Below are 22164 nucleotides of genomic sequence, written 5' to 3' on the forward strand. Positions count from 1 at the left end.
GATGATAACATGAAGAGCAAGAAAGAGCTGAAGGAAGAATACAAACAGATGAAGTTCCCGATGGGGGTGTTCCAGGTGCGCAACCTGACGAACGATAAAGTGTTGGTTGATAACAGCACCGACATGCTGTCGAAATGGAACCGGCACAAGATGGAGCTGAATTTCGGCGGTCACCGGAATGTGACTTTGCAGAAGGATTGGACCACACAAGGGGAAGATAACTTCGTTTTTGAGGTACTGTCGGAACTGAAAAATAAGGACGACGAGCAGGATGCGAATTACCCCAAGGAGCTGCGTGTCCTGCAAAAGATGGTCATCGAAGAAATGAATATTCCGCAGGAGCGGATGTATTGAAAAAAAAGAGACGCGCTATAGCGCGTCTCTTCGGATATTGTCTCGTCAACACGGGTTGTCTCTACCTGAACGCATCGAGGGCGACAGTCGGTTTGCCGCTGTTGTCAAAGGCTCCTTTCGTGTAGTTGTTCCAGTTACCATAGGCTTCGGGCTCCCAGTAAAAGACGCCCAGGCCCTTATCCCCCGGAAGGGACTTTGTTTTGGCAATGATATCGGTTAAGAAACTTTTGGCTGCTTCCGGCTGGTCCCAGCTCATCCCCACTTCGCAAATCATGATCTCCGAGCCGTAACGGGATATCAAATCCTTCATGTTCGCCAGGCACTTCTCATCGTCCGATTGCCAGGAAGTGGCGTCCGGATATAACGACATTCCAATGACATCCCATTTCCCGCCGTTATTTTTCAAACCGTCGAACAGACAACGGAATAAACTGTTGTCCCAACCATTTTGCAAATGAACAATCACTTTGGCATCGGGGAAAACCGACTTGACCGCGTCGTAGCCGGCAGTGGTGAGCTCCGCATAATTCTTCATGTTCTCCGAAGCTTTCCCGTCAGGCCACAACATGCCATTGCCGGTTTCATTGCCGACCTGCACCCATTCTGGTGAGATGTCGTTTGTTTTTAACAGATTCAACACATCGGTAGTATGATTGGCCAGCGCTGTCTTCAAATCGGCAAAGCTCAGATTCGCCCAGGCAGCAGGTTTGATCTGCTTGGATGGATCGGCCCAGCTGTCGCTGTAATGAAAATCGATCAGGATGCGCATGCCCAGGTTTTTGGCCCGCATGGCTTTCGTCAGGACATCCTGTTTGTTGCACCAGCCATCGGACGGATTCACCCATACCCGCAGACGAACGGCATTCATTCCCAAACTATTCAACAGCTTCAGGCCATCCATCTCTGCCCCCGATGCGTTAAAAAACTTTTTACCGCTGGCTTCCATCTGTGTTATCCAGCTCACATCGGCACCCCGGGCAAAGCTATCAGTAGTCGGAGTGGGTGTCACCGGTGGCGTATTGTCTTTGCTACAGGAAACGACTCCCACCAGAAGCAGTGAGAAGATGAATAGGATTATGGGATTACTTGTTCGTTTCATTTGCTAAAAGTAGAGTAAAATAAACAAAAAGAGACGCGATTGATCGCGTCTCTTCGGATGTGGATTATGAAATTGTTTATGAATCGGACACGGGCCGTTTATTTGGCTTCGATGAAACCGTCGACCTCGTCTTTTTTACTCTTTACTCCGCGTTTCTTTGCATCTTCAATGGCCTTGTGACGCTGTTGTTGCAGTTCTCTTCGCTGATCATTCCCCCACACCACCAATGCAGGCGGAATCGGTCCAAAATTGGCTTTGTAGGTTTCGATGGCTTTGGTCATCTCCTTCGCTTTTTCAGGATACTTGTGAAACAGGTCGGTCGTTTCCGAGGGATCATTCTTTAGGTTGAAGAGCAGCGTATCGTGTGCCGCGGTACTGGCTCGCCAGAAGTTTCCCACGATTTTGTCCTGCGGCAGGGTGATTTTCCAGTCACCTACCCGCAGACTGGTGACGTCTTTATTATTGCGGAAGTAAGCGTACACATTGCTTGGGCTCTTCTCTCCACGCAACAATACGCCGGTAATGTCGTAACCATCGAGCCGGATGCTGTCGGGAACGGCAACTCCGCAGATATCGGCCAGGGTCGGAAACCAGTCGAGGTTCCGGACCACGTCGTGATCAGTACGTGGCTTGATTTTCCCTTTCCAGTAAGCGATGAGTGGAACACGAACACCTCCTTCGTAGCTGGTGGTTTTTCCTTCCCGCAAGGGTTTCGCCTCTCCTCCCAGCGGCCCCTCCTGTAACCACGGACCGTTGTCACTGGAAAAGATGACCATCGTATTATCCAAAAGTCCCTGTTTCTTTAGCTCGGCCATTACCTGTCCAATGCTCCAGTCAACCTCGAGCACGGCATCTCCGTAAAGGCCCGCGCCCGATTTACCCCGGAACTCGGGAGAACAGAAAATAGGTACGTGCATCATGTTGTGTGCCAACTCCAGGAAGAATGGTTGGTCCTTATGCCGGTCGATGAACGAGATGGCTTCCTCGGTGTATTTCTTTGTCATGTGCGACTGGTCGATGTGAAACTGGACTACATCGTTCCCGCGCAAATAGACTTGTTCGGCCATGTCGTTGCTATATGGTATCCCGAAATATTCGTCAAATCCGTTTTGCAACGGAAGGAATTTTTCGCGGCTTCCCAGATGCCATTTTCCTATGATACCTGTTGTGTAACCGGCTGTTTTCAGCAGTTCAGGAATTAATAATTCTTTTTGCGGAATACCAGTATAGTTACCGGGGAAAAACACCTGCTGAATGCCCATACGTGCGGGATAACGTCCGGTGAGCAAACCTGCCCGTGACGGGCTGCAAATGGGAGAAGCAGAATAGGCATCAGTAAACCGGATTCCGTTTTCCGCCAGTTGATCGATGTTGGGTGTTTTCCATTTCTTCTGACCATAACAGCTAATGTCGGAATAGCCCATGTCGTCGATAAAGAAAATAACCACATTGGGTTTCTTCTCCACAGGTACTGGTTTTACCGCATTGCCCGCCATCGGCGATGTTAAAGCCAGGCCCAGCAAAAAATTTTTTGTTTTCATAGAACCGGATTTTATTTTACGATTTGGTTTTACAGGTTGAACAGGTACATGGATTCCTGCAGGTTAAGGTTCTGAAATTAATGATTTTCAGCAACAATATCCTGAAATTCCAAGGTTGGGCATTTATCATTTTCTGTTAAACAAGAAATCATCTCTTCCCGGCAGCTTTCCTTCGCTGACTCACTTTCTTCAGCAACATTTCCGGCTCATCGGTCGTAATGAAATCGACGCCCTGACGCAAAAGCTCATCCATCACCTCCGGCTTATCCACCGTCCAGGCATTTACTTTCAATCCGTTGCTATGAGCGACCTCCACCAATTCCGGATTCTTTTTAAAAGCGCCAAAATAGAAATCGATGCCCCACATGCCGTCCGCCTTCATCTGCGGAACACCGACTCTATTCTGCAAAGGCATCAGCCTCGCTTTTGGGTCCAGTTCGTGAATCCGATTCAAAATATCGTAACTAAAGCTGATGTAAATGACCCAATCCTGCGCATGCAGCCGTTTCACCATGGCTACTACTTTGTCAGCCAGCTCCAGCGAGCGTTCCCTGCTGATGATCGACGGCTTGAGCTCGGCAATCAGATGCGTCCGGTGCTGAGTCATAGCGGTTTTGATATACTGTTCCAACGTCGGAATGGGTTCACCGTTGGAGAGCTTGAACTTGAGTAAATCGACGTAATTCGTCTTCTCGATCGTCAATCCCTTATAAGTGTTGTCATGATGAACCACCAGCACACCATCGGCCGTTTCGTGAATATCGAACTCCGAGCCAGAAACACCCAGTTTCATGGCCTGCTTTAACGATGCGATGGAATTTGTCGGCAGTTTTTTTGCTTTCCAGGCTCCCCGGTGTGCAATTACACCGTTGTTGGCAAAACCGTCAGTTGAATTTCTTTGCTCCCGTTTCTGATGTTTTTTAAGCGTCCTGTTGAGATTTTCAGCCTCATGAGCCCATGCGTCGGATATTCCCTGCAAAATGAATACAACAAGGATTGACAAGATTAATCGCTTCATTGTTTTTATGCTTGTTATGATGAGTTTAACGGATTAAGCAAGATAAATATGGGGGTCCGGTCACTGCATCTCAACCGCTCCACATTCTTTATACAGTTTTCTATGATAAATCACTTAAGCCCGCGTGTGATTTTGTTAACAGCATCTTTGCCATCGCACAAGGGTTTCAGCACTTCTGCCGGGTTGTCGATATTGTATTGATCTCTTGATTATGAAAGCGATAATGCACGGGAACGCAGTGAAAAAAATGCATGTGAGCTTTGGGTACAATCATTCTGCTCCCGCATGGGCAAACAACTCAACGGCCCGGGCGACCTGTTCTGGTTTCCCAAGGACATAGGCAATGTCTCCTTCCCGGAAGATGGTATTTGCTGACGGATGTTCATGCAATTCTTCGCCTCTCTTCAGCGCCAGCAAAGTCACACCGAATGTGCGGCGAAACTGCACTTCGGCCAGGGATTGACCGATAAGCGGAGAGATCGGTTCTACCTTTAACGCGATGATCTCGAGGTTTGGGATCTCATTCAAAATATTGTGCTGCTTGGGTACAAACACTTCAGCTTTTTCACGAAAGATGCCGTAATGGTCGTCACGAATTTGTGCGACGGTACTTCTTATCTCGTTATCCGGAATGAGGTAGTGCTTCAGAACCCGCTGGAAAAGCTCGATGGCGGTTTCAAACTCCTCCGGAATTACCTGGTCGGCACCAAGCTGATATAGTTCCTCCAGATCATCGACATAGCGGGTGCGTACCAAAATTTTAGCATGTACGTTTAGTTGCCGGACTTTATCGATGACAGCCATGGCCGTAATCACATCGCCAATCGAAATAACAATCAAATCGGCCGTATCGATATGTGCTTTTTGCAAAATGGGCTCATTCACCGCGTCTCCGTATATCACCGTCTCCCCTTTCAGTTGTCGCTGACGGGCAACAGCCGGATCGAAAACGATGGCCACGTATGGCAGCTTCATGTGACTGGCCATTTTGGATAAACTCAATGCCCGCGAATCTTTCCCGATAACGATCATATGATTCTTCAAATGGGGAATTTCCATCTGCGGAAGCGGGAAAAGTCCATCCACCAGAAAACGGGGAATTGGCCATTTCAGCAACCACTCGCCTACCGGATGAGCCATTTGAAGCGTAAACGGTGACAGCGACATCGTGACTACGGCAACTGCCAAAAACAGCTGATAATAATAAGGAGAAAGAATTCCATAATCGACACCTTCCTTTGCCAGGATAAATGAGAACTCTCCCACCTGGCTCAATGCCACTCCGACCATGATAATCCCCCGAAAGGTATGCCCCAGCAAAAATGCCGTAAAACCCGCCACGATGAATTTCAAAATCAGCACCAGCAGAACCGTCAGGATAACGACCACATAATGGTTCATCACGAAGTTTAGGTCGAGGAGCATGCCTATGGAAACGAAAAAGAAGCTGGTGAACATGTCTTTAAAGGGAATCAGGTTGCCAAATGCCTGGTGGCTGTATTCGGATTCCGACACCATCAATCCACCCAGAAAGGCGCCAAATGCCAATGATAATCCCAGCCAGGATGAAAAGAGTGCAACCGACAGACAAATGAGCAAAATACTCATCAGAAACAACTCCTGGTTACGTGTCATCGCTACGGCATGAAGCAATTTCGGCATCAGCCACTTGTTGCCCAGATAAACCAGGGCGATGATAAGAACCGCCTTAAAAAGCAACAACAAAACATCGGAGCCAATATCCGTTCTCATTCCGGATAGCAGAGGAGTAAACAGCAGCAATGGCACCAAAATGATATCCTGAAAAATTAGGATGCCAAGTACCGTCCGGCCGTAGTTGGATGATAACTCAGAACGTTCCTGCAAAACTTTAAGAACGACTGCAGTACTACTCAGGGCAACCAGGAAACCAACAAAAAGGGAGGCCGCCCACGACAGCTGGTAGGCCAGCGCCACCAACATGGTAATGCCGGAAGTAACCAGTAACTGCAGAAATCCTCCGACAAACACAATCCGGCGAATGCGTAGCAAATGCTTTAGCGAGAATTCCATGCCGATTGTAAACATCAGCAAAACAATGCCAATTTCTGCCATCAGTTCGATTTCATGAACGGACGAGATAAGCGAAAATAGATGAGGGCCGGCCAGCACGCCGGTAAGGAGATAGCCAATGATGGTTGGCACACGGATTTTTGTGAAAATGAAATTCACCACCGTGGAAAGGGCAAAAATGATGAGTATGTCCTTCAGAATTGAGATGTCCATAACCCGCTATCGTTAAAACCAGCTTGTATATTCAATTTACTGCATTCCTGCGAGATGGACGACATCTGAAAAGGAATTTCTGCGCTTAGCAGAAAAGAACAAAGGGACTGTCCGAAAAACGGAAACAGTCCCTTTGTTTAGCCACTGACGCGAAATGCTCGTTCAGGCAATTTCTGACAAGATCGCTTTTTTGGATTTTACCCCGGTGATGCGCTTGTACTCTTTTCCATCCTTGAAAACAATCATCGTTGGGATGTTGCGGATATTGTATTTCTGAGCCAGTTGCTGCTGCTGATCCACATTCACCTTGGCAATGGTGAAACTGTTATTTTCCTCAGCGATTTCGTTCAGCGTAGGCGCAATCATTTTACAGGGACCACACCAGGGAGCCCAAAAGTCAACCAAGACAGTTCCTTTCCGGACCACTGTCTTGAAATTTTTATTGTTCAGAATTTTAATCTTGCTGCTGGGAGGTACATTCTCCAGATTTTTCATCTTTTTAAAGCCATAAATCAAATAGGCAATAAATAGTACAGCAATACCTCCACCAATGTAAAGTAACATCATTTTACCACATCTTTCTATTGACAGCGACGCTGTTGCATTCCATCAGTAAACTACTGATAATAACGGCTCCGCCATCATCGGGTTATCACTAAATTTCCACAAATATAATACATACATAAAAACATCTATATTTTTATATATGAAAGATTTATTAAGTCGTGGGAAACTGAAGTTTTTAGCCTGTACAAACAACAAAACCGGGCAAGTGAAGTCAAAATAAATGCCCATTTATACTCTTCACTGTACCCGGCCGGTTTCTGTTATCTAAATCTATACCTAAACTGATTCTGTAATATTCCAGACAAAAGCCCGAACACCCACCTCTTCATTGATGGCATCCATGCTTTTTACTTTTTCCAACAGCTGTTCCACCTTTTCGTCGGGAACAACCGTCATGACCGCCGAATTCATTTCGGGCCAGGTGTGCGTTCCCAAATGAGGAGGTCCCGACACCGAGCCTCGTCCCCGAACGTCAGCCCACTGCGTGTATCCCCTGATTTCCAGGCGGTCGAGCATGTACTCCACCCGTTCGGTATTGGCCTGATTATAAACGATAAATACTGCTTTCACTTCGTATGTTTTTTAATTTGTTCCTTCAATCACTCATTTTTCCGGTTAAACCGGGAAGACAAATACTGCAACTACTCAGCTTTCATCTTCCCGGATAAAGGTTAACCATATGAATCGTTGGACAAACTCACTGTTACTTACAGCGAATTATTTTTTATCCATGAAAATGAATTTCTTTCTTAACGCGGTTTTCTTATCCCGCTCTCCTTTTTTGGAAACCACGGCATAAAGTACCGGCACAATAATCATGGTAATGAAGGTCGAGAAGACCAACCCACCGATAACCGATATACCCATGGGGCGCCAGATTTCTGCACCTTCACCGCCGCTGATAGCCATTGGCAACATACCCAAAATAGTCGTCAGGGCCGTCATCAGTACCGGACGCAAACGTGATTTACCAGCTACCCGGATGGCATCATACAACTCCATGTCGCGGTCACGCATCAGGTTGGTGTAGTCGACCAGCACGATGGCGTTTTTCACCACAATACCGACCAGCAGAACCGCTCCAAGCGCCGCTACCAGGTTCAAATCAGTTCCGGTAATTAACAATGCCAGCACTACTCCCGCAAACGAGAACGGAATGGAGAACATGATAATGAACGGCATTTTGAATGACTCGAACTGTGACGCCATCACCAGGAATACCAGAACCAAACTAAGTAATAACAACAGTCCCAAATCGGTGAATGATTCCTGCTGATCTTCGTACGCACCTCCAACATCAATCATCACTCCGGTTGGCACATCCAGCTTGTCGATCTTCTGCTGAATTTGTCCGGCCAACTGGCCCAGTGATGTTTTGTACGGCGTAACTGAAACTTTCACTACACGCTCGCGCTGACGGTGCTCGATGTTCGGCGGCGACCAGTATTCTTCAACTTTACCAATCTCCTTCAGCTTAATGTATTTGCCGGCCGGCGTCATGATGGAGATATTCTCCAAGTCGGTAATCGAGCTGCGATACTTCGGCGAATAACGTACAATCACGTCGTACTCATCGCCCTGCTCGCGATACTCGGTAGCCGTCAATCCTTCTACACGGTTCCGAATCATCGCTGAAACCGAAGCGGTGCTTAAGCCATGCAAAGCCAGCTTATCGCGATCGAGGACCACTTTCAGCTCAGGCTTCTCTTTATCACGACTGATTTGCACATCGGATGCCCCTTTGATTTCTTTTATCCCGCTGGCAATTACATTCGCCAGGTGCGAAGTTGTATTGAAGTCGTAACCGTAGATGTACACATCCACCGTATTCGAAGCTTCCATCCCACTGGTAAATGTGAATGAATAGTTTTCCACTTCCGGAATCTCATCCAACTGTTTACGGAGCGCCGCTGCGACTTCCCAGACACTGCGATTTCGCTGGCTGGGTTTATCGAGCGCCATCATCATGTTAATGATGTTCGACCCGGTTTGATTGAACATGGAGATGAAACCACCGGAATCATCAGAACCGGTAGAGGTACTGATCAACTTCACCTCCGGAGCCTTTTTGTGAACAATCCCTTCCACTTCACGGGCTATCTTATCGGTCACCTCTACCCGTGTTCCCGACTGCAGTTCGATTTTCAACTGAATCCGGCTTTCGTCGGTCTGTGGCATGAAGTCGGTTCCCAGATTTTTAGCCAGGTACATTGAGGATAAGAAAATGGCCAACGCTCCCAGAAGTATCACTTTCTTATGGTGCAAACTCCACTTGATGGCTTTTTCATAACCCCGATCTAAAGCGTTGAGCGCACGGAGGAACGTATTGTCGTAACTGAAACGGGACGGCTTCTCTTTCTTCGGCTGCAGCTTCAGCAATTTCGAACTCAACATCGGCGTCAGCGTAATGGCGGCCACTGTTGATGTAACTACCGTGATAGTGACAATCCATCCCAGCTGGCGGAACATAACACCGGTCATTCCCGAAACCAATGTCAGCGGGAAAAACACGGCCACAATCACCAGTGTGGTAACGATAACCGACAGCCACACCTCGTTGGTTGCGTAGATAGATGCCTCCCGCGGGCTGCTCTTTCGCTCTATGTGCGTAGATATATTTTCCAGAACCACAATGGCATCATCCACTACCATACCAATCGCAATGGAAAGCGAGGAAAGTGATATGACGTTGATGGAGTTCCCCGAAATGTAGAGGTAGATAAACGCGACAATCAGCGATATGGGAATGGTGAGCGCCACAATAAATGTTGCCCGCCAACGTCCCAAAAAGGCCAGCACCACCAACACCACAAAGAGGAGTGCGAACATCAGGGTTTGCGAAAGGTTCGAAACCGAATCCTTGATAAAGTCGGACGAGTCGAAAATGGTTTCAATTTTCACATCCGGAGGAAGCGTTTTCTCCAGCTCCGCCAAATGCTTCTTGACTTCCCTCGCAACTTTCACCGTGTTGGCTCCCGACTGCTTCATGACGAACATCCGGAGTCCCCGCTGTCCGTTGATGCGTTCGTGAAGTCCTGTATCTTTCAGGGTATCTTTCACCGTGGCTACATCGCGCAGATAAACCGGATGGCCATCGCTGGTACCCACGATAATGTTGTTCAACTGACGACTATCGGTAAACTCACCTTCCACACGAAGCTGGTAGTCCATTTTCCCCATCTTCACGTTACCGGAAGGCGTATTCTGGTTTTCCGCCCGGATGACATTACCAATCTGACCGATGGTCATATGATAGGCATCTAACCTGCTTGGGTCAACGTTGACATAGATTACCCGGTTAGGCTGGCCGGCCAAACCTACCGAACCGATTCCATCGACCCGGTTAAGCGGGTTAATGATTTTCTCATCCAGTATTTTCTCCAATCCGGGATAACTCTCTTTCGCGTTCACCGCGTAAAAGAGAACCGGCATCATACTGGAGTTAAACTTGAAAATAACCGGTTTTTCACAACCATCGGGCAACCGCTTCTCGATCAGGTCGAGTGCATCGCGTATGTTATTGGATGCCTCGTCGAGATTCGTTTCATACTGAAACTCCAGCGTGACTACCGAAAGGTTTTCGTACGATACCGATGAAATATTTTTCAGCCGGTCCACCGAGTTCATCCCGTCTTCAATCACCTTCGAAACGTTCGTCTCGATATCTGAAGCACTGGCTCCCGGATAAGTGGTCATCACCGTGATGGCAGGAAACTCAATTTCCGGATATAAATCCACGGGTAAGTGCACCACCGAGTAGATTCCCATGACAATAATGGCCATGAAAATCATCAACGTCGTGATGGGGCGCTTCACCGCACTTTTATATATACTCATTGTTGTTGCTTTTTAATTGATTTCTGATTCAGGCAAACGGGATCACTTCACAACTTTGACTTCGTTGCCATCCACCAGGTTCGCCTGTCCTACCGTAATAATCTGGTCTCCGGTCTTCAACTCGTTCGAGATCACTTCCATGTCGGCATCGAAACGCTCGCCAATCTGAACATCAACACGCTTTGCTTTGCCGTTCACATATTTAAAGATGTAGCGTTGGTTGGTTCCTTCCTGCTTCAATACAGCAATGGCCGGTACCAGTTTGGCCACATCAGTTCCCACATGAATAGACACTTTGCCATACATTCCGGGACGAATTTTCTCTCCAGGATTCGGAACCGTAATTTCTACCGTAAACGTTCTCGATGCCGGGTCAATAGCCGGATGGATACGGTAAACTGTTCCTTCGAAAACCTTACCGGGATATACATCTACCGTCACATCTACTTTCATCCCTTTGCGAATGCGTGGAAAATCCTTTTCCGTAACATTGATAATGGCTTTTAGTGGATTGAGCTGCATCAGCGTCACAATGGCTGCCTTGCCAACCGATGTGTTCGGTGAACCGGAATACATCTCGCCATCTTCAAAGTACTTGTTGGTAATCACCCCGCTGAGCGGTGCCCTGAGTTCCGTATTTTGTTTCAGGAACTGCACGTTCTCTTTGGCTACGCGGTACTGTGTCGCCAGCTGGTCGTAACTTTGCTGAGTTACCGTACCCGTCTTCTGCAATGTGTCGAGACGACCAAAATCGGTCTTCAGGTTCTCCAGTTGCAATTCGGCCTGCTTCAACTGTGTGCGATCCATTTGCACCAGCAGTTGACCAGCTTTCACATGATCACCCACTTCCACATATATCTTCTCAATCCGGCCCGGACTGGCAGAGGTCAGGTAGTTTTCGTGGTAGGCCACAAACGAAGCTGTCTGGTTAATGGTACGGCTAACTTGCTGCGGCTCGAGAGACATGACCTTTACCGGCCGCACTTTCACGCTATCCTGCTTCACGTCGCTGGCCTTCTCACTGCCTTTATTTCCGCATCCGGCGGCAAAAAGCGTAGTAGCGGCCAACAACATGATTAGTTTTATTCTGAAATTCATGATTATCTGTTTAGGATTTATTTTATAGATCATTCAACAACTTTTCCCAGGCTACATATGCCTGAAGCAACTCCATGGTGGCTCCCACAAAATTGTTCTCAGCCTGCAAATAATTATCATTAGCCTGCAAACGCTCGAGACTCGATGCGACACCATGCTCGTATTTCAAATCGAAATTCCGGTTAACACGAAGAGCAACTTTCACATTCTGTTTCTGGCTGTTATACTTATCGAGCGCATTATGCAAGTTAAACCGCAACTGTTTTTCCTGAATCTTCAGCTGGTCTTCCAGCAAGTCCTTCTGGTTTTCGGTCTGTTCCAGGCTAATGTTCGCCTGACTCACTTTCGATTTCCGGAGTCCGCTGGAAAAAATCGGGATACTCAGGTTCAAACCGATGACATCTTTCGGCGATGCATCGAAGTTCGGTTTCAAAATCTTCTCGGTATGACTGTAGTAACTGCTCAGTGTCGGCAGGTAAGCCGACTTCTGTAGCGCCAGTTGCTTCTTCGACAATTCGACCTGCGTTTCCATCAACTGGTAATCCAGATTCCTCTGAACCGACATCGAGCTATCCATCAGTGCCGTGAAATTGATGCGGTCAATGATTCCGTCAAGCGTTTGCGTCAGTTGAATTTTTTCATCACCCGGAACTCCCAGCTGAAACCGAAGCATGTTGTAAGCCATTTCCACCTGCCGATCTGCCGAGCGAACACCGTTCTCCAGCGTCGATACCGAAACGGATAGTTGATCAACATCGGTCGATTCCGCCATCCCTACTTTTTCCATCTGCTTAGTCTTGGCTAATGTGCTGCGCATGTTCTCGAGGTTCTTCTTTAAGATATCGCGCGTTTGCTCACTAACCAGAATCAGGTAATAGCTATTGGCCACCTGCTCTTTGATGTCCTGTTTCGACTTCCGGTAATTGGTTTCCGACAACGACTTGTAAATTTTCGCCGTTTGCAGACCTACGAGATAACTTCCGCTAAAAAGCAACTGCGAAACCGTTGCCGATACGTTAGAAGTAGTTGCAAACGGGATTTTTGTAGGCGGGCTGTTCGGATCAAACTGAATGGTCATCGAGGCTCCCAAATAATTCGAATAGTCAGCCTTGGCATCAATCTGTGGCAAGCCCGATGCAATGGATTCCCACACTTTCTTCTGTGCCGCGTCTACATCAAGCCTGGCATTCTTCACCTGCTTGTTGTAATCCAACGCGTGATCCTGTGCCTGTTTCAGCGTAAGCTGCAATTCTTCCGGCGGAAGTGCAAATGCTGTCGTCAGACCAGCAATCAGGAAAGTCGCAATCAACACTACTTTTCTCATACACTATCTATTTTACACTCTATATATTTCTGATTATTTATTCTTAATGACTCCTTCAAAACTTTCCAGGTACTGGTCGATTAGTTTCCGGCCTTTGTCGGTACTGATTCCCCTTAGATAGGGCATGAACAGGTGGAAGTGCCACTCTTTTACCGACCAGGAATCACTAATCACGTCGTTCTCCTGGGTGTTCTGGGCCAAATCGACCAGCTGCATCCAGACCGAAGCTACAATGTCCATGTTGATGTTCTTTTCAAAAACGCCCTCTTCAGCGCCTTGCTTAAATAACTTCAGCATGAACTTATGTGACTTTGCCGTGTAGTCGCGTGTGACCAACGCCAGGATTTCAGGATAATGCTTCTTTAAATCACTGAAGAACCGCGGATTGATCTTCTGCATCACCTGGTGATTCTCTTTTCCAATCCGGTACAGTGCATCGATAACATTTGGGGAGTTATTCACGATTTCGTTCAACGTTTTCCCATGAACCTCTCCTCCCGCAATGATGCCTTCTCTAAGTAATTCTGTTTTATCCTTGAAATTCTCATAAATGGTTCGCTTGGAAACGCCTAACTCGGTAGCAATCGCATCCATCGTCACACTCCGGATGCCATCCCTGGCAAACAACTCCATCGCTCCCATCATGATTCGTTCACGTGCATTCATCTTTTCCGATTTTCTGCAAATATTGAAAACTATTTCGGTTTATTTAGTTTTCTCAACATGATCTAATCGTTAAATTGAAAACTATATCGGTTTTTTTAGTTTTCACTTATGTATAGTGGTTGCTTCACAAATCTTATTGTTGTTGTCACAAAGAAAAGTGCCCGGTTATTTTCATAATTTAAATATGCTGCTAATTTTGTAAGAGTTAAGCGTAGCATGCTCAACCAATTAACTAATCATTTACCTAATCTGTTATGAAATTAAACACTCACTTGATCAAATCAGTGGGACTGCTGCTACTGGTATTCCTGCTATCCGGCCTTTCTTCCTGCAAGCAAACCCAAAAGAAACAGGAAAAGTACATTGGACTTCAGCTCTGGTCTGTCCGCGACCACATGAAAGATGACGTTAAGGGCACCATCGAAGCAGTTGGCAAAATCGGTTACAAGTTTATCGAGGCTGCCGGCTATGCCGATGGAAAATTCTACGGCATGGAGCCTACAGCATTTGCCGATTTGGTGAAAGCCAACGGAATGGACTTCCTTTCGTCGCACACCGGACAGGCGGTGCCCGATTCAACTAACTGGGACGAGGTAATGGCCTGGTGGGACCAGTGTATTGCGGCACACAAAGCGGCCGGCGTGAAATACATCGTTCAGCCGTTCATGGATAACGTCGGTTACGAAAGCATCGAAGGCGTGCAACGCTACTGCGATTACTTCAATGCAGTTGGTGAAAAATGTAACGCGGCCGGCATCCGTTTCGGTTACCACAACCACGACGCCGAATTCAAGGACATCGACGGGCAAATCATTTACGACTACATGCTCCAGCACACCGATCCGGCCAAGGTCTTCTTCGAAATGGACCTGTACTGGATTACCGAAGGGGGTAAAAACCCGGTGGACTACTTCAACCAATATCCCGGACGATTCCTGATCTGGCACGTGAAAGATAAAACCGAACTGGGCGGCGATGACAGCGTAATGGATTTTAAACCCATTTTTGCCGATGCCCAAACCGCCGGTATGAAATACATTGTGGTGGAAGTGGAGGAATATAATTACGATCCGCTGAAAAGCGTGGAGAAGAGTCTCAACTTCCTCAACAATGCACCATATGTGAAATAGGTTGTTTATGGACTACATCCTGAGGGGCAGATTCGTACGTCGGGTCTCCCCTCTTTTTTGTCCGTTTTTCACGTACACCTACCGGAAAGAATAAATGCTTTTCCGGAACGCTCGCGCGGAATAGCTGTACAACATGTTCGACTGATTTCTGACCCGAATTTCCTATCTTCATCGGACAGAGTAAACCAAAAAATCAAACCATAATGAAGTCAGCTACCGCCCCTCACGTGAGCGTGATTTTCCGGGACGAAGATTTCTCCAATCAAACTTTTCGTTTCGAGGAATTTGAAGACTGTCTCTTCGAGAACTGTAATTTTTCGTCGTGCGATTTTACCCGCACTGTATTCCTCAACTGCCGGTTCGATAACTGCGACCTGAGCAGCAGCCGTTTTCAGCAGTCCAATCTCGAAGGCGTTATTTTCGACGGCTGTCGTTTAATCGGTATCGATTTCACCATGATAAGCCGCGTGAGGCTTGATATGACTTTCAACGATTCCGAGCTGGAGATGTGCAACTTTACCGGCCTTTCCCTCGAAGAAACGTCTTTCGAAAGGTGCCGTATCGATGAGTGCGAGTTTGTGGAAACTATTTTGAAAAAGGCTAAATTCAGGGAAACCGACCTGACCGGAACCTTCTTCCGGCAATGCGACCTGACGGAAGCCGATTTCCGCAGAGCCAAAAACTATCGCTTTAATCCGTGGGAGAACCGCATGACCAATGCCCGCTTCTCTACACCGGAAGTACTGTCGTTTCTGTCGCCCCTGCAGATTCTGGTCGATTGATAAGACGGCATCTTTTCTGACTGAAAATCAAATTTAACTGGTTAGCTTCTTTTTTGTAACTTGTGGATTGTTACATCTATAAAAGACTAAACCATGTCACATATCCTCATTATGCTGGCCCTTTTGTTCCAGGGACAACCGGCCGCCAAGACATTCAAGACCGATACATTTCAAACCGATAAAGGAAACCTCGCCATTACATTCATCGGGCACGGAACCCTGATGATGATGTGGGACGGGAAGGTCATTCACATCGACCCGGTCAGTCGCGAAGCCGATTATTCGAAGCTTCCGAAAGCCGACCTGATTTTGGTTACGCACGAGCACGGTGATCATCTCGATCCGGCCACCATTGCGCAACTCCGGAAAGAAGATACACAGGTCGTTGTCAGCAAAAGTTGTGAAGGGAAAGTGCCTGACGAGACCGTTCTTTCTAATGGGCAAAGTATAACAGCCGATGGCATTCATGTGGAAGCGGTACCGGCCTATAACCTGGTGCACAAACGCTCCAACGGACAACCCTTTCCCCCGAAAGGGGACGGTAACGGCTATGTGCTGACCATGGGAGGCAAACGTATTTACATTGCCGGCGATACGGAGAATATTCCCGAAATGAAGAACCTGAAAAATATCGATATCGCTTTCCTTCCGATGAACCTGCCCTATACGATGACGCCGGAACAAGCGGCTGAGGCTGCCCGCAGCTTTATGCCAAAGATTCTTTACCCCTATCACTTCGGGCAAACCGATCCGCAAAAGCTCGTGAAGCTGCTAAAAGGCACGTCCATCGATGTTCGGGTGAGGAAATTGGAATAGCTATTCGCAACCTGTTCCGTTCAAATATTTTCCAACCGGCTAAAGCTGCAGAAGATAAAATTCTGAATGCTGTGCGACGGCGTCATGTGGTCGACGGTGATGCAACGGATTTTCCGGAAGAAGTTTTTCAACCGATCGCTCATCTTCTCTTCGGAATACTGTTCCACTTCGATGCCGCTGCAATGGTCGGGCCCTTGTTCGGAGAAGGTTCCGATAACGAGGTAACCTCCCGGTGTAATATTTGATTGAACGCAGCTCAGATAGTTGTTGATTTCCTTCTCGTCGGTCAGGAAGTGAAAGGCAGCCCGATCGTGCCAGAAGTCGTATTTCTCCATGGGCTGAAAACAAGCCGCATCCGCTTCAATCCACTTGACTTTACCGGCATCAACTCCCAGTCGTTGTCTGGCTTTTTCGATGGCTTTCGCCGAAATGTCGAGAACGGTAATGTCAGTGTAACCAAGTCTCAGCAAGTGATCAACGAAGAAACTGTCGCCTCCCCCAATGTCGATGATCTTTGCATTGAACGGCAGATTAAACTGCCGGACGAAATCGAGTGATGTAACCGGCACCGATTGGTACCAGCTCACCTCGTCGGTAGTCTTCTCCTGATAGATGTGATTCCAGTGTGCTTTTCGTTCGAGTGTTTCCATGTCTCCTGATTGATTTGTAGTAAGGGTGGTATTCCTGAAACTTCTTCCGGTCATCTTTCCGGAAATCAAGCATTTTTCTATCACATTCCTTAAAGTTAAAAATTTATCTATCTGTGAATAATCAACAAGGTCAATTCATAACCACTCTATATATCCACAGGAATAAACTTATGTTTTATTTACATCGTTTTTTTGAATCCTGAAACGGGTTATCCCGTATAATCCGGCAGTCGACCTTTACCATACCTGGCCGAATAACCAAATTCAGCCTGACATCTTTTCGTCATGCTTGAACCAACTCACCGGTTTGCTGTTGATCGGCAGGGGTACCGGAAGGCACCTTTACCATTGACAAAAAGACATGGACAGAGACCAAATAGCAAATAAAAATAATCCGCTGAAAATCAATCAGAGTAACCCGGGGAAGGTGGTATTGCTCCTGTTGCCTATCCTGATTCTCGGTGTGATCAGTTATTGGGTTACCGACAAGAATCCGCAGGAAACAGTCAAACAGAAGAATTTAATTCCGGTAGGCAAATCGGCCCAGGCATCGATTGCGAAAGGTTTTGCACCGACCATCAGCAATCCGACGACTCCGCCCGGAACAGCTCCCGATGGAATGGTGTGGGTTCCCGGCGGAACGTTCTCGATGGGGGCAACCGATCCAACCACGTTACAGGATGGCGGACAAGAGCCCATGAATGATGCGCGTCCGGTTCACCGCGTTTACGTGGATGGCTTCTGGATGGACCAAACGGAGGTTACCAATGCCGAATTCCGCAAATTCGTTGAAGCGACGGGTTACGTTACCACAGCCGAAAAGAAACCGACGCCGGAAGATTTACCCGGTGTTCCGGCCGATCAACTCGTAGCTGGATCAATTGTCTTCTTCCCTCCGCAACAGCAAGTGCAGTTAAGTGATTATCGCCAGTGGTGGCGGTTCGTTCCCGGTGCCAACTGGAAACATCCTTTCGGTCCCGGAAGCGATATCAAGGGAGAAGACAACTATCCGGTGGTGCATGTGACCTATGCTGATGCGGAAGCTTACGCGAAATGGGCCGGCAAGCGACTGCCCACCGAGGCGGAATGGGAATTTGCCGCTCGCGGCGGATTGTCAGGTAAACCGTACGTGTGGGGCAACCAGTTGACGCCCAATGGCAAATGGATGGCCAACATTTTTGAGGGCCATTTCCCCGAATCGGACGATGCAGCCGACGGTTACGCCGGTATTGCCCCGGTAGCCCAATATCCGGCCAACGGTTACGGGCTGTACGACATGGCGGGCAATGTGTGGGAATGGTGCCACGACTGGTACCGCGCCGATTATTACCGCCAACTGGCGATGACCAACGATGTAACGAACAATCCGCAGGGGCCGGACACCTCGGACGACCCGAACGAGCCCGGTTTGCAGAAACGGGTGCAGCGGGGCGGTTCATTTCTTTGCACGAATCAATATTGTACACGATATATGGTAGGTACCCGCGGAAAAGGAGAGATTAGTTCCAGTACCAACCACATCGGATTCCGGTGCATCAAATCACCTGGTACCCAATCCCCCTAGGGAAAGGTACGAAACACCGGAAACAGGCCTGTGACGAGCATCAGGTCTGTCAGACCGGAGAGTATGTTTCGAACATGTCTCCGGTTTTTTCTTGCAACCTGCCCGGCTAACATCCTTTTAACAACAGCTCATCAGGGAAACCGGCATTATTGAATATTGTCGTTCGAATATGTATCTTCCTCCCCGATTATTCATTACCTAAAACCAGTATTCATGCAGGATGCCTACTCTTTCGGCCTGCTGGCCCTGACTTCGTTCTTCACGCTCTTTAACCCGCTGGGAACGATGCCCATCTTCATATCGATGACGTCGGAACTGGATGAAGCCAAAAGACGAAAAACCGCCAGAAAAGCCGTCATTGTTGCATTTGTCACCACGCTATTGTTTGCCTTTTCAGGACAGTTGCTCTTCCGGTTCTTCGGTATCTCGGTCAACAGCTTCCGGATTGTCGGAGGGATTATCTTCTTTTTAATGGGACAAGACATGCTGCAAGCCCGGCTCGGTAAAATCAAGCTGAGCGAAAAAGAGGCAGAGATCAACGCTTATGTGAACGATATCTCCATTACCCCGCTGGCCATTCCGATGATTTGCGGACCGGGGGCCATCACCAACAGCATCGTGTTGATGGAAGATGCCAACACCTTCGCGAAAAAATTGCTCCTGGTCGCCTCCATTGCCCTGATACTCGGGTTAACTTACCTTATTCTGATTAGCGGAACTGCGATATCCAAAAGACTGGGCGAAACCGGAAACAAAGTGCTGATGCGTCTGATGGGACTTATCGTGATGGTGATTGCGGTGGAATTCTTCTTCAGCGGACTGAAACCCATTGTTCAGGATATGATCAAATAAATGCTGACTTATCCCGCTCCGGCGGAAACGAAAAATCCCCTGAAGAAACTGTTGTCCAGTCCTCAGGGGATCGTCAGCGTTCGTTGGGATTAGGTATATCGATGGTTACTAATCACTTTCTTATTCAATTCGGCTATGCATTCTTGAAGGCTTTCTTGCCCGCAAATGCAGCACAGCTGACCAGCTCCTCTTCAATGCGCATCAACTGGTTGAACTTCTCGATGCGTTCGCCACGGCAGCCGCTACCCGTTTTCAGGTGACCGGCATTCACGGCAACGGTCAGATCGGCGATGAACGTGTCGACGGTTTCGCCGCTGCGGTGCGATACAAACGCGTTGTACCCGTTTTTGTACGCCAACTCAATCGTTTCGAGCGTTTCGGTTACCGTACCAATCTGGTTCAGCTTGATGAGGATGGAGTTCGCCACTTCTTTCTCAATGCCTTCCGCCAGGATAGCCTTGTTCGTACAGAAGAGGTCATCTCCCACCAGCTCGATGCGGCTGCCCAGTGTTTGGGTCAGGTTCTTCCAGCCTTCCCAGTCGTTTTCAGCCAGACCGTCTTCCAGTAACACAATTGGATACTGGCGGGCCCAGTTGTCCCACTGTTTCACCATGTCGTCGCTCGTGATAAGTTCTTTGGTGCTTTTGAAGAGGCGGTATTTTCCATCTTCCCACAGCTCGCTTGACGCCGGGTCGAGGCAGATGCTCACGTCGTCGCCGGGTTGGTAGCCGGCTTTGGTAATTCCTTCAAGGATGACCTCCACCGCTTCTTCGTTGGATTTCAAATCGGGAGCGAAACCGCCCTCGTCGCCCACGCCGGTACTGTATCCTTTCTTCTTCAGCACCTCTTTCAGAGCATGAAACACTTCGGCACCCATCCGGATAGATTCCCGGAAGGAAGTAGCTCCGTGCGGCGCAATCATGAATTCCTGAAAATCGACGTTGTTGTCGGCGTGGCGGCCACCGTTGATGACGTTCATACACGGAACGGGCATCAGGTAGGCATTGCTGCCGCCGAGGTAACGGTAGAGCGGTGTGTTGGTGGCGGTAGCCATGGCACGCGCAAAAGCCATCGACACGCCAAGAATGCCATTGGCTCCCAGGTTCGATTTGTTTGCTGTTCCGTCCAGTTCGAGGAGCAGCAGATCGAGTTCGCGCTGACTGCCGAAACAACGGCCAACCGTTTTGTTGGCAATCACGCTGTTCACATTTTCAACAGCTTTCAATACCCCTTTTCCGCCGTAGCGTTTCGGGTCGCCGTCACGCATTTCGAAAGCTTCGCGCTCACCGGTGGAGGCACCACTGGGCACCATCGCCCGTCCTGTCGTTCCGTCTTCCAGTTTCAAATCGACTTCAACAGTCGGGTTTCCCCGCGAATCGAGGATTTCCATTGCTCTTAGCTTAGCAATCTTCATATCATCAAGGTTTAAAAGTAAAACTCCCTTTTCTGCCCGGCTTTGTTCAGCAAAACCGTCACCTCTTCCACCGTTACCAGGCAACCGTAGCGCATGGCCTCCAGGTCTTTTTTAATCGTCTCGTAAAATGCCATCACCTTATCCTCCTCATCGATAATCTCCACGACGGTGGGAAGCTTTTCAGCGACCTCCCAGAATTTGTACGAGTGAATTACCGAACTGGCTCCAAAGCCCATCACGCCTTTCACGACCGTGGAGCCTGCCAACCCGGCTTTTTTTGCTTTGAATACCAGCGATTCGTATAGACTATCGTTGCCCAGCTTATCGGTGGAGCCGATGAAAATCCGTAACAGTAGTGTCTTGTTTGATTTTTCCATCTCATACCAGTTTTATCGTCATTCGTCCAATGTACACCGCCACCAGCCCCAGGGTGAAGCTCAGTGACGCATACGTGATAAACCGAAGCCACTCGCGGCTTTGGAGTAGTAGAAAGGCATCGTCGGTGAGTGCCGAAAAAGTGGTAAATCCGCCGCAGATGCCCACTGTCAGAAAAATGCGAAACTCCGGCGACAGCCAATCTCCTTTCCCGGTTAAACCGAAAATAAAGCCTGTCAAAAGGCTGCCCGGAATTGTTCACAATCAACGTCCCCCAGGGAAAGACCGTCGGGGTGTGAATTTGAATGTAGCGGGAGACGGCGAACCGGAAGGCTGTTCCGATAAACCCTCCCATGCCTGCAATCAGTAATGACTTCATCACACAATTGAAATTTAGGGTTCAAATTTCATATCGCAGAAGTCATTAGCCTTTGGGAGGCGGTTAATGGCAGACTTCATTGCCCATATCAAATGTACGGATTAATCAGGCTGGTTATTCTCCCGGTAGCTTTCATTAACAACTTTTATGATTAGGAAACTTCCCGAAAGGAGGAAACAACCGGGCAGCTATCACCCGATACGGGTAAACAAGAAAAAAGGTGAAGCACGCCGGTTCTCAAAACAAGAGCCGGATACTTCACCTGGTATCTTTGCTTGATGGTTGTTAAAAATGTTGGAGGAGTAACACCTACGGAGTAAAGGAGCCCTGTGCGACATTTCTGCTACAACTACTACAATACTTGATGCCCTACGGGCAATTCGGTTTATTATTGAATGGGCGTTTCATTATTAATCCCGAATATTTCACGCAA

20 protein-coding genes and 1 riboswitch are annotated in these 22164 nt (G+C 48.1%); of the genes, 6 read left to right on the forward strand and 14 right to left on the reverse strand.

Annotated elements, in window-relative coordinates; genetic code table 11:
- The first annotated feature begins 9 nt into the window (after positions 1-9).
- Entirely contained in the window at positions 10-354 is a 345-nt protein-coding gene (locus tag AC060N_RS13355; protein WP_479524239.1) for a GIY-YIG nuclease family protein, read from the forward strand.
- A 61-nt stretch (positions 355-415) separates the two neighbouring features.
- On the opposite strand, the gene AC060N_RS13360 is transcribed toward AC060N_RS13355, so the two are convergent.
- From AC060N_RS13360 to AC060N_RS13405, 10 genes are all read right to left on the reverse strand, one after another.
- A complete protein-coding gene (locus AC060N_RS13360) occupies positions 416-1453 on the reverse strand; it encodes a glycoside hydrolase family 53 protein (protein ID WP_479524240.1) in 1038 nt (345 codons plus the stop codon).
- Positions 1454-1551: 98 nt separating this feature from the next.
- A complete protein-coding gene (locus tag AC060N_RS13365) occupies positions 1552-2994 on the reverse strand; it encodes a sulfatase family protein (RefSeq protein ID WP_479524241.1) in 1443 nt (480 codons plus the stop codon).
- Between the two features lie 148 nt (positions 2995-3142).
- Positions 3143-4012 carry a glycerophosphodiester phosphodiesterase gene (locus AC060N_RS13370; RefSeq protein ID WP_479524242.1) on the reverse strand — a complete coding sequence of 290 codons (870 nt, stop codon included), beginning with the start codon at positions 4010-4012 and terminating at the stop codon, positions 3143-3145.
- A 270-nt stretch (positions 4013-4282) separates the two neighbouring features.
- Positions 4283-6277 (reverse strand): monovalent cation:proton antiporter family protein, encoded by a 1995-nt coding sequence (locus AC060N_RS13375; RefSeq protein ID WP_479524243.1) that lies wholly within the window; start codon positions 6275-6277, stop codon positions 4283-4285.
- A 162-nt stretch (positions 6278-6439) separates the two neighbouring features.
- Positions 6440-6844, reverse strand: a complete 405-nt coding sequence (gene trxA / locus AC060N_RS13380; RefSeq protein WP_308788943.1) for a thioredoxin — start codon at positions 6842-6844, stop codon at positions 6440-6442.
- A gap of 276 nt (positions 6845-7120) precedes the next feature.
- Positions 7121-7414 (reverse strand): PG0541 family transporter-associated protein, encoded by a 294-nt coding sequence (locus AC060N_RS13385; RefSeq protein WP_153639701.1) that lies wholly within the window; start codon positions 7412-7414, stop codon positions 7121-7123.
- Positions 7415-7561: 147 nt separating this feature from the next.
- A complete protein-coding gene (locus tag AC060N_RS13390; protein WP_479524244.1) occupies positions 7562-10681 on the reverse strand; it encodes an efflux RND transporter permease subunit in 3120 nt (1039 codons plus the stop codon).
- A 42-nt stretch (positions 10682-10723) separates the two neighbouring features.
- The gene (locus AC060N_RS13395) at positions 10724-11779 is read right to left on the reverse strand and encodes an efflux RND transporter periplasmic adaptor subunit (RefSeq protein ID WP_479524245.1); all 1056 of its coding nucleotides are present in this window, start codon (positions 11777-11779) and stop codon (positions 10724-10726) included.
- A 22-nt stretch (positions 11780-11801) separates the two neighbouring features.
- Positions 11802-13103, reverse strand: a complete 1302-nt coding sequence (locus AC060N_RS13400; protein ID WP_479524246.1) for a TolC family protein — start codon at positions 13101-13103, stop codon at positions 11802-11804.
- Positions 13104-13136: 33 nt separating this feature from the next.
- Entirely contained in the window at positions 13137-13769 is a 633-nt protein-coding gene (locus AC060N_RS13405; protein WP_479524247.1) for a TetR/AcrR family transcriptional regulator, read from the reverse strand.
- Positions 13770-14023: 254 nt separating this feature from the next.
- Between AC060N_RS13405 and AC060N_RS13410 the strand changes: the two genes are divergently transcribed.
- The 3 genes from AC060N_RS13410 to AC060N_RS13420 all read left to right on the forward strand — a co-directional run bounded on the left by AC060N_RS13410 (position 14024) and on the right by AC060N_RS13420 (position 16497).
- On the forward strand, positions 14024-14899 hold the full coding sequence (locus tag AC060N_RS13410) for a sugar phosphate isomerase/epimerase family protein (RefSeq protein ID WP_228491969.1): 876 nt from the start codon (positions 14024-14026) through the stop codon (positions 14897-14899).
- Positions 14900-15102: 203 nt separating this feature from the next.
- Positions 15103-15681 carry a pentapeptide repeat-containing protein gene (locus AC060N_RS13415; RefSeq protein ID WP_479524248.1) on the forward strand — a complete coding sequence of 193 codons (579 nt, stop codon included), beginning with the start codon at positions 15103-15105 and terminating at the stop codon, positions 15679-15681.
- Between the two features lie 93 nt (positions 15682-15774).
- Positions 15775-16497, forward strand: a complete 723-nt coding sequence (locus AC060N_RS13420; protein ID WP_479524249.1) for an MBL fold metallo-hydrolase — start codon at positions 15775-15777, stop codon at positions 16495-16497.
- Between the two features lie 20 nt (positions 16498-16517).
- Here AC060N_RS13420 and AC060N_RS13425 read toward each other — a convergent pair whose 3' ends face one another.
- Positions 16518-17147 (reverse strand): class I SAM-dependent methyltransferase, encoded by a 630-nt coding sequence (locus tag AC060N_RS13425; protein WP_479524250.1) that lies wholly within the window; start codon positions 17145-17147, stop codon positions 16518-16520.
- Positions 17148-17508: 361 nt separating this feature from the next.
- On the opposite strand from AC060N_RS13425, the gene AC060N_RS13430 reads away from it, so the two are divergent.
- Positions 17509-18711 carry a formylglycine-generating enzyme family protein gene (locus tag AC060N_RS13430; RefSeq protein ID WP_479524251.1) on the forward strand — a complete coding sequence of 401 codons (1203 nt, stop codon included), beginning with the start codon at positions 17509-17511 and terminating at the stop codon, positions 18709-18711.
- A gap of 213 nt (positions 18712-18924) precedes the next feature.
- Entirely contained in the window at positions 18925-19563 is a 639-nt protein-coding gene (locus AC060N_RS13435; RefSeq protein WP_479524252.1) for a MarC family protein, read from the forward strand.
- A 133-nt stretch (positions 19564-19696) separates the two neighbouring features.
- Here the strand turns inward: AC060N_RS13435 and eno are convergent, their stop codons facing one another.
- The 3 genes from eno to AC060N_RS13450 are packed head-to-tail and all read right to left on the reverse strand — an operon-like array spanning position 19697 to position 21592.
- Complete coding sequence (gene eno, locus AC060N_RS13440; protein ID WP_479524253.1) at positions 19697-20977, reverse strand: phosphopyruvate hydratase; 1281 nt, start codon at positions 20975-20977, stop codon at positions 19697-19699.
- An 11-nt stretch (positions 20978-20988) separates the two neighbouring features.
- On the reverse strand, positions 20989-21354 hold the full coding sequence (locus tag AC060N_RS13445) for a DUF190 domain-containing protein (protein WP_479524254.1): 366 nt from the start codon (positions 21352-21354) through the stop codon (positions 20989-20991).
- Position 21355: 1 nt separating this feature from the next.
- Positions 21356-21592, reverse strand: coding sequence for a fluoride efflux transporter FluC (locus tag AC060N_RS13450; protein ID WP_479524255.1), 237 nt, complete (start codon positions 21590-21592; stop codon positions 21356-21358).
- A 168-nt stretch (positions 21593-21760) separates the two neighbouring features.
- Positions 21761-21824, reverse strand: a riboswitch (Fluoride riboswitch).
- Positions 21825-22164: the final 340 nt, after the last annotated feature.

The sequence above is a fragment of the Prolixibacter sp. DSM 2831 genome (assembly GCF_056493735.1).